We start from the raw sequence: 16,572 nt of genomic DNA on the forward strand, positions 1-16,572 counted from the left end.
CTGAACATTGCTTCGTTGTTTTTAAATGGTTAAACTTGATTTTCAGGTGCAAATATAGAATTATTTTTTTATTCTTCAATTATTTAAGTCTTATTTTTGTGAAAAAAGAGTTTTATGTATAGATTTTTATTTGCCTTACTTCTACTGTTTTTTATAGGATGTAAGAAAGAAGAGCCTGTAAAAAAGGAGGAGGTAAAAGTATTGGAGAAAGGCTGTTTTTCGCCTCATTTTATGGAAAAAATTATGGATCTGGAGGAAATAAAAAATCAGGCTAAGTTTCTGGATTCAGAGACGCAGGGAAAAGGTAAAATCGGTTTTCTTGTGGACAGTACAAAAACGAATAACGGCTGGGAGTATTCTATTTCTGTAGGGTATAACGGTCCAGACCGTTTTGAAACTTATCATATTTTCCATGCTTCAAGTAATGAGTGTAATATCCTGACTATTTCAGATCCTGTGTCTGGAGAAGATATTTCTCTTGAAGAGTGGAGAAAAAGTAAAGATACGCCTGCCCCAACGGAATCTTTATTGAAAACAGGGCTTTATAGCCTACCTATTGAAAGCCTTCCTCAGGTAGATATAAAATTTATAGAAACAGATTTTGCGGTGGAAGGTTCAGAAAAGTACAGCTGTGGAGAACCAAATTTCAGATATTTTCCTTTAACCCGATATAAGAATATTGAACTAATTCTTGTACCTATGGATTGCGGAGATTTTGATTACCGCTACTATCTGCTTACTGTACTGAATAACAGTATTGTTGGCGAAGCTTATGTAGATGGGATTTGGTTTAATCCCGGAAGTGATGATAAGAAAGAAGAGTTCAGTAGTTATGAAATTAATAAAACAGGAGAAATCACTGTGACAACAGATCATAAGACTGACGGGAATAGTCAAAAGACAACCAAGGTTCATTACCAGATTATGGATGATGGTAAAATCGTTCAGAAAAAGTAAAATAAAAGGCTGTTTCAGTTGAAACAGCCTTATTTATAATATATCCAATTATTAGTCAGAAGATTGTGCTAATAACTTTTCTAAAATTTCTACGGCACATTTCGGAAGGTTGGTTCCCGGACCGAAAATAAAGTCTGCTCCGTTGGCATAAAGGAATTCATAATCCTGTTGTGGAATTACACCTCCTACAACAATGGTAACATCATCTGCTCCCAGCTTCTCCAGTTCTTCTACAACCTGAGGAACTAATGTCTTATGCCCAGCAGCCAATGAAGATACACCCAAAATATGAATATCGTTTTCTACTGCCTGCTTCGCTACTTCTTCCGGTGTCTGAAATAATGGTGCTACATCGACGTCAAATCCCATATCAGCAAATGCTGTAGCTACTACTTTTGCTCCTCTGTCGTGACCGTCCTGTCCCATTTTAGCGACCATAATTCTTGGGCGGCGTCCTTCTTCTTCTTCAAATTTCTGAGTCAGGTTCAGGGCTTTTTCAAAGTATTCATTTTTACCGGCATTCATTGCATATACTCCAGAGATTGTTTTAATGTTTGCTTTATATCTTCCAAAGGTTTCCTCCATGGCATCACTCATTTCACCAAGGGTAACTCTTCTTCTTGCAGCTTCGATGCAAAGGGCAAGCAGATTTCCTTTTCCGTTTTTAGCGCTTTCGCGGATCTCGTTTAAGATTTCTGTTACAGCTTCCGGATTTCTTTCTGCTTTAATATTATTTAGTCTTTCGATCTGCTTTCTGCGAACTTCGGTATTATCGATGTCAAGAATTTCTATCGCATCTTGTTTTAGTGATGATTTGAATGAGTTTACTCCAATGATGAATTCTTCGCCACTATCAATCTTAGCTTGTTTTTTAGCGGCAGCTTCCTCAATTCTCATTTTTGGGATTCCTGCTTCGATTGCTTTGGTCATTCCTCCTTCCTGCTCTACTTCATCAATGTACTTCATCGCTTCCTCAATCATCTGCTGGGTAAGGCTTTCCACAAGATTACTTCCTCCCATAGGATCTACAACATCACATATCCCGCTTTCCTGCTGAAGAATAATCTGTGTATTTCTTGCAATTTTAGCTGAATAATCGGTAGGAAGGGCAATAGCTTCATCCAATGCATTGGTGTGGAGAGACTGTGTACCTCCCAATGCTGAAGATAATGCTTCAATAGCTGTTCTGGTAATATTGTTGAAAGGCTCCTGCTCAGTTAAAGACCATCCCGAGGTTTGCGAATGGGTTCTTAATGCTAATGATTTTGGATTCTGAGGATTAAATTGTTTTAAAAGGTTTGCCCAGATATATCTTGCTGCACGCATTTTGGCAATTTCCATGAAGTGATTCATCCCGATTGCCCAGAAGAATGATAAACGTGGGGCAAAATCATCTACATTCATTCCTGCTTTGATCCCGGTTCTTACGTATTCAAGACCGTCTGCCAAAGTGTAAGCCATTTCCAGTACCGGAGTAGCTCCTGCTTCCTGCATATGATATCCTGAAATCGAAATAGAGTTGAATTTCGGAATGTTCTTCGAAGTATATTCAAAGATATCCGCAATAATCTTCATAGAAGGTGTAGGCGGATAAATATAAGTGTTTCTTACCATGAATTCTTTCAGAATATCGTTCTGGATAGTTCCTGAAAGCAATTCCTGCTTTACTCCCTGTTCTTCTGCAGCTACGATGTAGAAAGACAAAATCGGAAGCACAGCTCCATTCATCGTCATGGAAACGGAAATCTGATCCAGCGGAATTTCGTTGAAAAGGATCTTCATATCTTCCACGGAATCGATTGCCACACCAGCTTTTCCTACGTCTCCTACTACCCTTGCATGGTCAGAATCATATCCTCTGTGTGTAGCAAGGTCAAAAGCTACTGAAAGTCCTTTTTGTCCTGCAGCAAGATTTCTTCTGTAAAAAGCATTGGATTCTTCAGCTGTGGAGAACCCTGCGTATTGACGAATCGTCCAGGGTTTCTGAACATACATTGTAGAATACGGTCCTCTTAAATAAGGGACAATTCCCGGAGAGGTTTCCGTTAAAGATTCATTTTTAACATCTTCTTTTTTATAGGAAGATTTCAACTGGAGTCCATCTTTTTCGAAAGGATAGATTTCAGTTATTTTTTCAGTTATATTAAATTGAGGAGTTTTATTCTGAACTTCTCTTCTCATATTTACGGATTTATTAGATGCTAAATTTAAGCATTTTTAGAATAATGAATAAGTATTAATAACCTCGTGATTATCTGCATTTTAAATTATAATCTTTTTATATTAAATTCTGTTTAAAAACCTCATCAAAAAGATAATTAATAGAACTATAAATTGTATTTTCAATATAAGTTTCAGTATCTTTGCCACTTCAAATTTAAAAATTAAAACCATGAAAAAATTATTATTTTCTGCTGTAGCCTTGATGGCTGCAAACTTTGCTTTTGCGCAATTAACTCTTGAACATTCGTTCTCTAATGAAGATACTTTTGTTTATTCTACTTCTACAGAAACATTTTATATTTCTAAGACCACTGATCACAAACTGAAAATTTTTAATTCAGACTATTCACTTTATAAAACAGTGAATATTCCAATGCCGGCTACTTTTAACAGGTCAGATTTTTATGGTGAAGAATTTTCAATCTCAAAAAATATCTTTAATACTGATAGTAAATTTGAATTTATGGTAAGCGTTTTTAATGACACACAAAATTACTATAAGCTATTATTAATCAATGAAGATGGAACACTAATCAAAGATTTTCATACGAATCCCAATACATTCTACGGAGGAGAATTTCACGTTTTTCATGATGCTACAACAAACACCAATAAGTTAACTGTTCGTGGTGCGACAGCTTTCAATATCAGCAGTATTCCATTAACGGATGTTTATGGATTACCCTCAACAGTTTTAGCGGCAAAAGAAATTCAGGCTGGCAGTAAATTATCTGCATTCCCGATTCCTACTAACAAAATTTTGAATGTGATGAATCCCGGAAACGGAGCAAATAAAATTGAGGTTTTTGATGTAACCGGAAAATTACTTGTTAACAAGTCTTTTTCAGCTTCAGAAGGTAAGATTTCTATTGATGTAGAAAATCTTCCAAAGGGAATATATGTTTATAAGATTGGCGATTTAAGCTCTAAGTTTATGAAGAACTAAACAATTAGCAATAATAAATAAAACCCCGGATGAATGTCATCCGGGGTTTTTACTTTATAGAATTTGATATCGTTCTGCTTTTTGGACCAGAGTGATTTTATTCTTTATGAATTAAAGTTTCACTCCCATTTCATATAATGCGAATGATAAAAGGTCTGCATTTTCTCCGATTACCTGATCTGTAGATCTTCCGGCACCGTGACCTGCATTCTTTTCGATTCTTAGAAGGATTGGGTTTTTACATCCTTGCTTTTCCTGAAGTTCTGCTCCAAATTTGAATGAGTGAGCCGGAACTACTCTGTCATCATGATCACTTGTAATAATCATTGTTGAAGGATAACAAGTTTTTGTTTTTACGTTGTGTACAGGAGAGTATGATTTCAGGTATTCAAACATATCCTTGTTGTCTTCTGCTGTTCCGTAGTCATAAGACCACCCTGCACCGGCTGTAAATTTGTTATATCTTAACATATCCAATACTCCAACTCCAGGGAAAGCCACTCTTGCAAGGTCTGGACGTAAAGTCATTGTTGCTCCTACCAATAAACCACCATTTGATCTTCCGGAAAGTGCCATATATTCTTTTGAAGTATAACCTTTGCTCTGTAGATATTCTCCTGCCGCGATAAAGTCATCAAAAACGTTTTTCTTCTGCATTTTTGTTCCTGCATCATGCCATTTTTTACCGTATTCACCTCCTCCACGGATGTTTGGAACGGCATAGATTCCGCCGTTTTCCATCCAGATAGCGTTTACTACTGAGAAAGATGGCTGTAAGCTGATGTTAAAACCTCCGTAAGAGTATAGAATTGTTGGGTTTTTACCGTCAAGCTTAGTTCCTTTTTTATAATTGATCATCATAGGAACTTTTGTACCGTCTTTTGAAGTATAGAATACCTGTTCTGAAACGTAATCATCCGGATTGAATTTCACTTTCGGTTTTTGGTATACTTCTGATTTTCCTGAATCTACATTGAATTTGTATGTAGTTCCCGGCGTAATATAGTTGCTGAAAGAGTAGTAAATATCTTTCTCTTTTTCTTTTCCGCCAAATCCGCCAACGTTTCCTTTTCCTGGAAGTACAATTTCTCTAATCAGTTTTCCTGTTTTATCAAACTGCTTTACCTGATCAATAGCGTCAATCATATAGGTAGCAAAGAAATATCCGCCCCCTGTAGAGATTCCCAATACGTTTTCTGTTTGTGGAATAACATCTTTCCATGTTTCAGGAGCCGGGTTGCTGATTGTTGTTTTTACAAGACGCATATTCGGAGCATCTTTATCTGTAAAAATGAAAAGATCATCTCCTTGTGTATCTACGATATTTGCATTGACGTCAAATCCTTTTGTAATCTGAACAAAATCACCGCCTTTTTTAAGGTCTTTGATATATATTTCATTTCCGTTGGTAGCATTAGCCGCAGAAATAATAAGATATCTCTGATCATCTGAAACGTGCGCTCCAAGGTATCTTCTAGGCGTTTTTTCTCCTCCGAAAATCAGTTTATCTTCAGATTGTTTTGTTCCTAATTTGTGAAAATAAACCTTATGCTTATCTGTCATCCCGGAAAGAACGGTTCCTTCTTTTGGTTTGTCATAGCTTGAGTAATAGAATCCTTCGTCTCCCTGCCAAGAAATTCCGCTGAATTTTACATCAAGTAATGTTTCGTCGATTTGTTTTTTGGTAACAGCATCAATGATGATGATCTTATTCCAGTCACTTCCTCCTTCTGAGATAGAATATGCTGCAAGGTTTCCTTTTTTGTTGAAAGAAAGGTTAGACAATGAAGTGGTTCCTTTGTCCGAGAATTTATTCGGGTCTAAAAATACTTCTGTTGCTTTGGTCTTATTGTTTGTTCTGTATAATACAGATTGTGCCTGCAACCCATCATTTTTAGAATAATATGTATAATCTCCTTCTTTGAATGGTGCTGAAATTTTCTCATAATTCCAGATATCTTTCAATTGATTTCTGATTTTATCTCTGAATGGAATTTTAGACAAATAATTCTGGCTGTAAGCTACTTCTTCATCTACCCACTTTTTAGTAGCATCGGAATCGTTTTCAAGATCTCTGTACGGATCAGCAACAGCAGTTCCAAAATAAGTATCAGTCTGGCTTCCCTTTAATGCTTTTGGATAATTCATTGTTTGAGAATAAAATGATGCTGAAAACAGAACTCCAGCAGTTAATAATATAGGTTTAAAATTCATAGTGAACGGTTTTATCAAAAATACATAAAGTATGTGAAATAAAAAAAGTCCCGAGAATTCGGAACTTTTATTTTTTAAACAGCTATTAATCAGCAGTTCATTACTTAGAAACTGTCGAAATAGAAGTCGGTAAGATTGGTAACAATTTCATCCGGACCACCGTTCCAGTAGTATATTTTATCTCCTTCTTTCAATTCGTATAAGCTGAATTCCTGGTCTGTAGTAATTGTTTTATCTGCAGTAGTAAAATCCTGAATCATTTGGTTCAGGAACTTTTTCAGCTCGTCTGCTTTTATCTTTTTAGGATCTGTTTTGGGTTCAGGAGTAGGATTGGCAGGAACTTTAAAGCTTACGGTATATTCTACCTTTGCAATTTTCTGTCCTTCTACATATTCGTTAGGCTCAACATTGATTTTCTTGATGTTCAGCTTACCATTTCGGAAATTGGCAAATACGGCTTTGAAATAGTCTTCTGCCTCTTTTTGACATGCTGTGGCTGCAGCTTTAGGAAATATGGATAAAAAGCTGTCTGCGCTTGTTTTAATCATATCATCTGTATTTTCTTTAAAGTTTACTTCAAAAGCATCTTTTCCTTCTACAGTGGGTCTAAGATAATCATTAAGCTTTAAGCGTGTTGGCTCATCATTGTTCAGAAAAGTTCCGAAGAACAGTTCAAAAACTTCTTTAGGTTTCTTTACTTCTGTCTGTGCAGAAACGTATTGCCCCATGATGGTAAGCAACAGCACGAAAATAATTTTGTAGTTTTTCATAGTTTAATTAATTACTGGTGATTAAAACAAAAACCTCTGAAAAAATCAGAGGTTTCTATTTTTTATTTTAAAACTTTAGTAGTTTTCTTCTTCTCCTTTCATTTTTTCTGCGTTCTCTGCCATGATTACGGCATCGATCATTTCAGCAATATCTCCATTCATATAAGCATCCAGATTGTACATAGATTTGTTGATTCTGTGATCTGTTACTCTTCCCTGAGGATAGTTGTATGTTTTGATCTTTGCAGAACGGTCACCTGTGGAAACCATAGATTTACGTTGTGCAGCGATATCTCCCTGTACTTTTTGTAATTCGATATCGTAAAGTTTTGTTCTTAGCATTTCCATTGCCAATTCACGGTTTGCTAGCTGAGAACGAGCTTGCTGACAAACTACTACTAATCCTGAAGGTTTGTGCGTCAACTGTACTTTGGTTTCAACCTTGTTTACGTTCTGACCTCCGGCACCTCCTGAACGCGATGTCTGCATTTCAATATCAGCAGGATTCAATTCGAAATCTACTTCCTCTGCTTCCGGTAAAACAGCAATGGTAATTGCTGATGTGTGAACTCTACCCTGAGATTCTGTTTCAGGTACACGCTGTACACGGTGAACTCCTGATTCGAATTTCATGATTCCATATACGCCTTCACCTTCTACTTTCATGATCAATTCCTTATATCCTTTTGCAGCTTCATTGGAATCGGTCACTTCATGTCTCCAGCCTTTTGTTTTGAAATACATGGTATACATTCTATACACATCTTCTACGAAGATTGCAGCTTCATCACCTCCTGTTCCGGCACGTAATTCTACGATAACGTTTTTGTCATCAGCAGGATCTTTAGGAATTAAAAGAACTTTTAACTCTTCTTCCAATCCGGGAATTTTTGATTGTGCTTCCAGTTTTTCTTCTTTAGCAAGATCTACAAGATCTCTGTCTGAACCGTCAGCAATAATTTCGTCAGATTCTTCGATGCTATCCAATGCACCTTTGTACTGATCGTAAACTCTTACAATTTTTCCCAAATCACTATATTCTTTGTTCAAAGAAGAATATCTTTTTTGGTCTGAAATGACATCAGGCTGTATAATAAGGTCTGCAACCTCATTATATCTTTGTTTTATAGCTTCTAATTTTGGAATTAATGATTTAGACATTGTGGAATTTTTGTGGGTGCAAAGATAAGAATTATTAATTCAAAATTAAAGTATAAATTTTTGAGCATGAAGGATAAAGGGACAAAATAGTAAAAAGGCTGGTTTGTGAATTTACCTGTCTGTATTTTATATACATCATTTTTACTCTAAACGTCCTTGGAAAGTCTTCTGTCTACCCAATATAAAATGAGCCCTACTGCAATTATTCCCAATCCGATCATACTTTCTTTAGGATTATGGATGAATGTAAAGTAAAGGATGTAAATACTGAACAGTAAAAAAACAGTCGGAAATATGTAAAATGCATTGGATTTAAATATTTTACGGTCTTTCTTTTTAAGAAAATAAACCGTTGAAATTGCCAGACTTGCAAATAACTGAAGGATAAAGGCCGTGTAGACAAAAATCTCCTTGAAACTTCCTGTTAAAATAATGATTGTGGCAATCACTGCATGAGCAAAGATAGCCCTTACCGGAATTCCTTTTTTATTTCCTGCTGAAAGCGGTTTCCAAATACGGGTATCTTTTGCAAAAGCCTGTGTAAGCCTTGAACCCACCCATAGATAGCCACTGATAGTTGCAATAAGCTGTAATGCGATGAAAATATTAACAATTTTCCCAAAGGAAAGTCCCAGCATATTCACCGCCGCTTCACCCATTACATCTTCTTTTCCTGCTAATTGACTTACCGGAGCGTGTTTCAGCATAATATAATTGACAAGAATATAACTCACGGTTACAAAAACAGTTCCTATGATCAGGGATTTGGGAAGATTCTGCTGAACATCTTTTATTTCTCCTGCAATATACGATGCGGAATTCCAGCCAGTATAGGAATACGTAACAAAAACCAGTGAAGTAGCAAAGGCAGGAAGCATGATTTCGTTCTGCCAGCTGTCACTAAAGTTCAGACTATTTCCAATTTGTGGATCGTCTGATAATCCAACCCCAAGAATAACCAATACGATAATGAAGGCTATTTTAATGAAGGTAAAGAAGTTATGAAACCGGCTTGACGTTTTTAAGCTAAAAGACAAAGTTATTGCAACTAAAAATATAGCTGCAATTGCGAAACCGTTCCCGAAGGAATAATCAAATACGGAAAGATATTTGGACATTGCAAGTGCAGCCAGTGCCACAGGTGAAGAAAAACCGATGATCAGGGAAATCCAGCTTATGAGATATCCGAATAAAGGATGATAAGTTTCTTTAAGGTAAATAAAATCTCCGCCATTTCCTTTAAAATGTGAGCCTAATTCGGCATAGCAGAAAGCTCCGAACAAGGCGAGAATCCCGCCAATAATCCATAACAGGAAAATACTATAGGTATTGGTAATATCGGATAACTGAAACCCGAGCGTTGTAAATATCCCGGTTCCTATCATATTGGAAACGACGATGGCAGCAGCTGTCTTCCAGCCAATCTGATGTGAAGAAGTACTCATTTACTGATTAAAAATTAAAATTAAGCCTTCCAAAGAAATAGCTTCCCAATGTTCCCATCTGAACGGGCGCATATTTGAATACTCCATAGTATGAATTTTTATAGGTCTGAAGATCCGGAAAAACATCGAATACGTTATTGGCTCCTACCGTAAGGTTGATATTTTTAGTAAGGTTATATCCTACACTTACGTCAGTAACTACCTTTGGAGAAAACTCCTGAACGACCCCGAAAGGAAAACCGTCTCTTATGACTTTACCAAAATAGGTATTTCTTATGAGAAAATTGAATCTTCCGATACCGTAATTTAAGCCTAAGGAAGCTTTTGTTTTTGGAGAAAGTGTCTCAATAATATTTATCTGATCCGGACCGAAATATTCGTCCCTTGGGGTATCTATCTTTTCAGGAAAATGAAAGCCTGTAATTTTTGTTTCTGTATAGTTTCCGGCAAGGTTTATATTTAAATTTCCGCCTCCCAGCTTCCAGTCGTAAGTTGCAACCACTTCTATTCCTTTGGTTTCTGTATCAATTGCGTTGGCAAAAAATCTACCGCTTTTCACTCCATAATTTGCCAGCCTTTCATCGGTAATATTACTGGTAATGACAATTCTGTCTTTTACCCTGATCCAATATCCATCTATGGTAATAAATAGATTATTTAAAGGCTTGAAGGTAAATCCTGCGCTGGTATTCACCGATGTTTCCTGTTTTAGTTTATCAAAATTAAGATCGCGTGCTGCCTGGCTGTCATTTCTAAAAATTCCTTTGGTAACGATCTTTAAACCGCTTGTGGAAATATCTGCGTAAGAGTTATTAAAATACTGCTGTTGAAGCGAAGGCGCTCTGAATCCTGTCCCTACCGCCGCTCTTACTGCATAATTTTTTACAAACTCATATCTTAAAGCTAATTTTCCGTTCAAAGTATTTCCAAAGTCTGAATAGTTTTCAAATCTTCCAGCCAGATCTATACTCAGCTTTTTATCCAGATCATAGGAAATGTCTGCGTATACTGCTGTGGAATGTCTGTCTTTCTTCAATGCATTTGCAGGTGAAAAACCGATGAATGATTGTGAACCACCTGCTCCGATAACCTGAGAGCCGTCCACAGCAATGTTTCCGTCAATATCATATTGCGCATATGAGGCTTCATCTCCGGCTTTAATCTGATATTGCTCAAATCTGAATTCTCCTCCGAATCCAATATTGAAGTTCTTTATATTTTTAGCAACATCAAGATTGACTGTATTTTGTAGGAAACTGTGCGATCCGGCATAAAAACTCGTTGGTGATTTTATGCCTAAGGATGCGTTATTAGTATTGCTTACATTATATTTGAAGGTATTGCTTCCAAATGTATTGCTGAGATCAATCAGCCAGTTATTTACATTATATTTTGCCCCAACAGCGTAAGAAATATCATAGATCTGAGATCCCAATACTGCCTGAAAACCGTATGGATAAATTTCTTTAACTATATTAAAATCTTCACTTGGCAGCCTTCTGAAGCCATATCCTTTTCCTTCTTTGATACTGAATCCACCAAAGGAATAGAATTTAAGATTATCATTCAAAGGATATTCTGAATTGAAAAATAACTGTCCCTGCCTGATCTGTGCATCTCCGATCTGAAAATTAAAATCATCTCTTGTCAGTCCTTCTTTTTTCAGCATAAGATCATCCTGTTCTCTCGCTACATCCGGATTATCAGCAAATTCATAGGCAAAATTTTTCCCGAAAATATCAAGATCATGATTTTGGGTTCTCGTTGTTTTACCTCTGTGGCTTAATTGTAATGAAAGGTTGATAAAACCATCATTTTTACCAAGAGAGGTTCCATAGTTTACACCTGCCTGATAAGTATCTCCGTCATTTCTCCCACTCAATCCGTAGGTCAAACTTGCAGAGGCTCCGGCGTTCTTTTTAAGAATAATATTAATAACTCCTGCAATGGCATCTGATCCATATTGTGCGGCAGCTCCGTCTCTTAAAACTTCTATTTTTTCAATGGCAATGATCGGAATTGTACTTAAATCTGTTCCTACAGAACCATTTCCAACTGTATTCTGATAGTTTACCAATGAAGTTGTATGCCTTCTTTTTCCATTAAGCAAAACTAAAACCTGATCAGGTCCCATTCCTCTCAAACTTACAGGATCAATGTGTTCTGTACCATCAGAAGCGGATTGTCTTACGGAATTAAATGACGGAACCACATAGTTCAAAAGGTCCTGAGCTGTCATTTGTGGGGAAGATCTTTGAATTTTATCGATATTGATAACATCTACCGGAACCGGTGTTTCCAGTTTTGTTCTTTTAACGTTACGGTTTCCTACGATGACAATGTCTTCGATCTGATTTCCTTTTTCCTCCTGCTCCTGGGCTGCGACCAAAATTGTCCCAAGCAGTAATACAGCTGTGCTTAATTTTTTCATCTTTATTCTTGCCAATTAATACTATTTCTCCACAGATCATTCTGCAGATACACACAAGACATCAAGAAATGGAATTCATATAAGAATATTGACTTCACTTATCTCCCCCATCGGGTTGGAATTAGCACCTTTACATTTCTGGAATCATGCAGGTTGCTAAGGTTTCATTGGGCCAAATCCCTCCACCTTTCTTGATAAATCTAGTGCAAAGGTAGACTAATTTTTTCAATATGCAAAAAGGCAAATCTGCTCATCTGCAAATTTGCCTTTGTATTTATTTTACAATCATCTTTTGAATTGCCATTCCTGTTTCTGATTTCAGATGAACAAGATAAGTTCCTGCCGGATAATTAACTTTCAGCTCATGGATACCGTTTTCTTTATCCAGCCTAAATGAATCGAGCTTTTTACCATTCATATCGAAGATGATAATTTCACCATTTTTGACTTTATTAAAAATTAATTTTGCCAACCCATTTTTCACAGGGTTTTCTCCGATCTGAAGAGACAGTTTATTTGCTGCATTTACATCTGAAACAGATAAAGATCCTTCGTAGTTCCCGAAAATTCGGAATTCTCCCGGCTGTAAAGTAATGGAAGCTGTTGTATTGGTAATATTATTGATCGTATTATCCATTAAATTTTGCCATTGTCCGGTATAAGGGAAGTAAGCAACAACATTTTGCACTGATGTGGAATAATTGGCAAGTACTACAACATTCTTCATCCCATTGATAGAAGCATCATACAGATAAATTCGTGTGATCAATCCATTAGGATCATTCATAAGGTTATTGGATTCTATACTGTATGTCTTGGATTTAAATATCTGATAAGTATTTCTTATATCGATAATTTTTGCCCAGGTATTATACACAGCTTTTCTATTGACATCATTATCATATCCTAATGTAAAAGCAATAGGCTTTTCGTCTGTTCTGCAGCTATTATCAATAGTTCCGTTGGCACATCTGTTAATACTGAACTCATAGCCCAGCTCTCCAAACTGCCAGATCATTTTCGGTCCGGGAATCGTGAAAAATGTGGCTCCAAAGGTCTTCATTCTTTCCAGAGCTGTAGTAAGGTTTTTCACGTTGTAGCTTCCGTTAACAGCACCGTAAGCAAGGTTTTTAAACATTAATCTTTCTTCATCATGACTCTCTCCGTATCCTACTGCCCGCATATTGGTAAAGCCGTGAAGAGAATGATTCATGCGGTCATAGCTGCTGTTTTCCTTATACCCCATTGTATTTTGATTGTAAGGCTCAGTTTGTTTATTCCAAAGCATAACACCTTTGCCTTCTGCAGCTCTATAATTTGCCCATTGTTGTTCTTCGGCATCTGTTCCAAGATGTTCAAATATTATGTAAGAATTAGGATCAATTGTCCATTGTCTGTCTGCATAATGTTTCATAATATCCACTCTGTCCTGCTGATAAGCATTGGTACAGTTTTCATCGTTCTCAGAGCAGTTTTGAGTAAATCCTTTTGTTAAATCCCAACGGAAACCATCAATACGATATTCTGTCAGCCATTGCTGAAGACATCTTTCAACGTAATATTGAGTTGAAGGACTGGAATGGTTAAAATCATTAAATACGTTATAGGAATGTTTTGGAACCTGATTGAAATAAGGATTATTTGCCGCAACATCTCCATAACCATCGCCATCAGGATCTATATTCCAAAGCCTTACCAATGGTGAACGACCTGTTGCATGATTAAATGCAACATCCAGAATGACGGCAATTCCGTTCTGATGACACAGATCTACAAATTCTTTGAATTTTTCCGGAGTACCATAAGCTTTATCTAAGGCATAATGGAAGGAAGTATTGTATCCCCAGGAAAGATTTCCATCAAATTCCATGATTGGAAGGAGCTCAATGGCATTGATTTTTAAATTCTTTAAATAATTGATCTTGTCAATTAAAGACTGCCAGTTTTTTTCCTGAGTAAAATCTCTTAACAACAATTCATATATGATAAGATCTTCTTTTGCAGGTCGCTGAAAATTAGTTACCTGCCAGTTGTAAACAGCTTGTCCTGTCTTGAATGTAGAAACCTCAAAATCCTGTCCTGCCGGAAAAGCCGGAAGATTAGGACAAGTAGAAGCAGAAATCCAAGGATCATCATATGAAGATAAAATCTGAGGTGAATAAGGATCAGCTACTTTTTTTAAGTCATTCGTTCTGTATTGAAATGTATACAATTGCTGTGGCGTTAATCCATTCAATTCTATCCAATACAGATCAGGATTGGCTGTATCTCTTTTCATTAAATAGGCATCATTCACCGCCCAGTTATTGAAGCTTCCTATAACATGTACAAAGTTTTTATGGGGAGCATATAACGCAAGCCCTACTTTTGTCTGATCGCTAGAATTATAATTTATTCCTTGCTTTATCCAGTTTGGAATTGCCTCAGCAACCACATTTCTGGGCACCTGCAATAGGAATGCCGCCTTCTTTGAGCTTGCATCTTCTGTTGCAATAAGTTCCATAGTTGTATCCTGCGTTACCGTGTAGTTATAAGAATAAGATTGAGACGGTGTAGACGTTGAATTCACAACGGCTCCGTTCGCTTTAAGCTGATATGTAGCATTTACATTCGTGGTTGCTGTAATATTGATTGAATTACCCGCTGGTACAGAAGTAATACTATTCGCAGCAGGATTGGTTAAGGTAAGATTCAGAACGCCAACATTCACATAAACATTCGGTGAAGTCTGATGTGCACCTGTTTTATCTTTTAATAGAAATCCAAATCTTCCAATTCCGGTTCTTCCGAAAAAAGCAGTTGGTGTAAATGTGAGAGAATAGGTATCTGTTCCTGCATTATAATTAAGTTTATTCAGTTCATTGGAATTATCCCAGCTTCCGTTGGTAAGACAATCCTGACTATTTTGATAGTTGGCATCATAAGACCAGGACCAAATGTAGATTGAATTATTGGAAACTCCCCAGGCAGTTTCATCAATCTGATCTCCGGGAACCGTAAGCGTAATGGCATCCGTTTCATTGAATGGGTTGGGTGAAATTGTATAATTAATCTGCCCGAAAACAAACAGTCCTACAAACAGAAAAACAATAGAATAAAAATTTTTCATGTCATTATTTTTATCGAATATAATATTAATTTTCTTTGAAAACACTTATTTTTATTCATTCCATAAGCATTTTCACATAAAAAAGACCCATGAATGAATCCATGAGCCTTTATAATAAAAGTAATTGTAATGAACTATTGTACCTAACGAAAAAACGTCAGTTATATTTATTGCTTCCTTAAAAAAATTAGTTTTTCATAATTTTCTTAAGAACAGCCTCTCCATTCTTTAATTGTATTTCTACCCAATATAACCCTTGAGCCAGCCCGTTCATATTAATTTGACGATCTGAGAAATCTGCTTCCATTGTTTGCCCTATGGCATTTACAACCTTTACTCTCTGTATCACGGCATCTGTTTTAAGCATCAAAATTCCTTTTGTAGGATTAGGGTATACTTCAACACTTTTACGGCTAAAGGCAAGGTCTGTTGTTCCCAATCCAGCTTCTGTTTTGACACATCTCACGGATGCTCCCTGACCTCTCGGACCTCCGGCTGATGGATTAACAGATAGAGTTCCTATATACAAATATTTTCCGCCACTTATTGCTGTACCTGAACTCCAAAAATATCCTCTTTGCCCAACAAAAGTAAGTGCTCCGCCTGAGCTGCGGTATCCGCCCATTGGTAATTTCAAACGACCTTCATAAGCTTTTGTAATTGAAGATATACTTTCTAAAGGAACAATACTTTCCCAATCTGCCTGAGAAGGTAATGCCCAATTTGGTCCAATTGTCTTGCACGGATCAATAGATTCAGTTTCTGTAACATCCGCCAGATTTGTTCCTGCCCATTTATCTCCACTTCCGTTGGATGACCACCAACCGCCTGTAATATACTCGCTAGATCCTTGAAGCCCATCCGGTTTATTTACAGAAGGTACCGATCCAGTAGCAGAATTTCTTAATTGATGCCCGTCATCCCATCTTCCCCATTGAAAAAGATCGCCATAAGCCTCTTCATCATTGGTAGATTCTGCAGTTCTCGAACTTCCAAGATTCTGCTGAAGCCATATTTTTCCATCCGCAGCTCTTACAGTAGTATAAGTGACCTGCTGTCCATTATATGTAAATGAAACGCATCCCAGATCCCCCGCATTAGTTCCCGGATCTGTATTATTGCAAACTTCTTGAGCCTCCATCGTACTTGCTGCCATCAAAGTCAGTAATACACTAACCCCAAGCTTTCGTACTGCAAAATATAAATCTCCAATCATAAATATTATTTTTAATTATTCTAAATTTAATTAATTTTGCGCAAAAGTACCGCTCAGAATTAACTACGGGTTATCATTTCCCAACTTTTAGTTATCCTGT

At 36.7% G+C, this 16,572-nt stretch carries 10 protein-coding genes and 1 riboswitch; of the genes, 2 read left to right on the plus strand and 8 right to left on the minus strand.

What is annotated here, in order from left to right; genetic code table 11:
* Positions 1 to 114: 114 nt before the first annotated feature.
* The gene (locus AC5YGG_RS15035; protein WP_496145281.1) at positions 115 to 957 is read left to right on the plus strand and encodes a hypothetical protein; all 843 of its coding nucleotides are present in this window, start codon (positions 115 to 117) and stop codon (positions 955 to 957) included.
* Between the two features lie 51 nt (positions 958 to 1,008).
* On the opposite strand, the gene scpA is transcribed toward AC5YGG_RS15035, so the two are convergent.
* Positions 1,009 to 3,138, minus strand: coding sequence for a methylmalonyl-CoA mutase (gene scpA, locus AC5YGG_RS15040; RefSeq protein WP_496145282.1), 2,130 nt, complete (start codon positions 3,136 to 3,138; stop codon positions 1,009 to 1,011).
* Between the two features lie 211 nt (positions 3,139 to 3,349).
* Here scpA and AC5YGG_RS15045 point away from each other — a divergent pair, with 211 nt between their 5' ends.
* The gene (locus tag AC5YGG_RS15045) at positions 3,350 to 4,126 is read left to right on the plus strand and encodes a T9SS type A sorting domain-containing protein (protein ID WP_496145283.1); all 777 of its coding nucleotides are present in this window, start codon (positions 3,350 to 3,352) and stop codon (positions 4,124 to 4,126) included.
* Between the two features lie 111 nt (positions 4,127 to 4,237).
* On the opposite strand, the gene AC5YGG_RS15050 is transcribed toward AC5YGG_RS15045, so the two are convergent.
* The 7 genes from AC5YGG_RS15050 to AC5YGG_RS15080 form a co-directional block, all read right to left on the minus strand.
* Entirely contained in the window at positions 4,238 to 6,340 is a 2,103-nt protein-coding gene (locus AC5YGG_RS15050) for a prolyl oligopeptidase family serine peptidase (protein WP_496145284.1), read from the minus strand.
* Positions 6,341 to 6,444: 104 nt separating this feature from the next.
* The gene (locus AC5YGG_RS15055; protein WP_496145285.1) at positions 6,445 to 7,110 is read right to left on the minus strand and encodes a hypothetical protein; all 666 of its coding nucleotides are present in this window, start codon (positions 7,108 to 7,110) and stop codon (positions 6,445 to 6,447) included.
* A gap of 75 nt (positions 7,111 to 7,185) precedes the next feature.
* Positions 7,186 to 8,271, minus strand: a complete 1,086-nt coding sequence (prfA, locus tag AC5YGG_RS15060) for a peptide chain release factor 1 (protein WP_496145286.1) — start codon at positions 8,269 to 8,271, stop codon at positions 7,186 to 7,188.
* A 146-nt stretch (positions 8,272 to 8,417) separates the two neighbouring features.
* Positions 8,418 to 9,716: an APC family permease gene (locus AC5YGG_RS15065; RefSeq protein ID WP_496145287.1), complete on the minus strand. Its 1,299-nt coding sequence runs from the start codon at positions 9,714 to 9,716 to the stop codon at positions 8,418 to 8,420.
* Between the two features lie 7 nt (positions 9,717 to 9,723).
* Positions 9,724 to 12,147, minus strand: coding sequence for a TonB-dependent receptor plug domain-containing protein (locus AC5YGG_RS15070; RefSeq protein ID WP_496145288.1), 2,424 nt, complete (start codon positions 12,145 to 12,147; stop codon positions 9,724 to 9,726).
* Positions 12,148 to 12,242: 95 nt separating this feature from the next.
* Positions 12,243 to 12,348, minus strand: a riboswitch (SAM riboswitch).
* Positions 12,349 to 12,421: 73 nt separating this feature from the next.
* On the minus strand, positions 12,422 to 15,256 hold the full coding sequence (locus AC5YGG_RS15075; protein ID WP_496145289.1) for an alpha-amylase family glycosyl hydrolase: 2,835 nt from the start codon (positions 15,254 to 15,256) through the stop codon (positions 12,422 to 12,424).
* 187 nt (positions 15,257 to 15,443) lie between these two features.
* Positions 15,444 to 16,472, minus strand: a complete 1,029-nt coding sequence (locus tag AC5YGG_RS15080) for a T9SS type A sorting domain-containing protein (RefSeq protein ID WP_496145290.1) — start codon at positions 16,470 to 16,472, stop codon at positions 15,444 to 15,446.
* Positions 16,473 to 16,572: the final 100 nt, after the last annotated feature.

This window comes from Chryseobacterium sp. CS2K3 (assembly GCF_059515185.1).

Excerpts from the sequence above, each read along its gene's own strand:
- prfA (WP_496145286.1), bottom strand. The coding sequence starts at position 8,271 with ATGTCTAAATCATTAATTCCAAAATTAGAAGCTATAAAACAAAGATAT.
- AC5YGG_RS15045 (WP_496145283.1), top strand. The coding sequence starts at position 3,350 with ATGAAAAAATTATTATTTTCTGCTGTAGCCTTGATGGCTGCAAACTTT.
- AC5YGG_RS15065 (WP_496145287.1), bottom strand. The coding sequence starts at position 9,716 with ATGAGTACTTCTTCACATCAGATTGGCTGGAAGACAGCTGCTGCCATC.
- AC5YGG_RS15080 (WP_496145290.1), bottom strand. The coding sequence starts at position 16,472 with ATGATTGGAGATTTATATTTTGCAGTACGAAAGCTTGGGGTTAGTGTA.
- AC5YGG_RS15055 (WP_496145285.1), bottom strand. The coding sequence starts at position 7,110 with ATGAAAAACTACAAAATTATTTTCGTGCTGTTGCTTACCATCATGGGG.
- AC5YGG_RS15070 (WP_496145288.1), bottom strand. The coding sequence starts at position 12,147 with ATGAAAAAATTAAGCACAGCTGTATTACTGCTTGGGACAATTTTGGTC.
- scpA (WP_496145282.1), bottom strand. The coding sequence starts at position 3,138 with ATGAGAAGAGAAGTTCAGAATAAAACTCCTCAATTTAATATAACTGAA.
- AC5YGG_RS15050 (WP_496145284.1), bottom strand. The coding sequence starts at position 6,340 with ATGAATTTTAAACCTATATTATTAACTGCTGGAGTTCTGTTTTCAGCA.
- AC5YGG_RS15075 (WP_496145289.1), bottom strand. The coding sequence starts at position 15,256 with ATGAAAAATTTTTATTCTATTGTTTTTCTGTTTGTAGGACTGTTTGTT.
- AC5YGG_RS15035 (WP_496145281.1), top strand. The coding sequence starts at position 115 with ATGTATAGATTTTTATTTGCCTTACTTCTACTGTTTTTTATAGGATGT.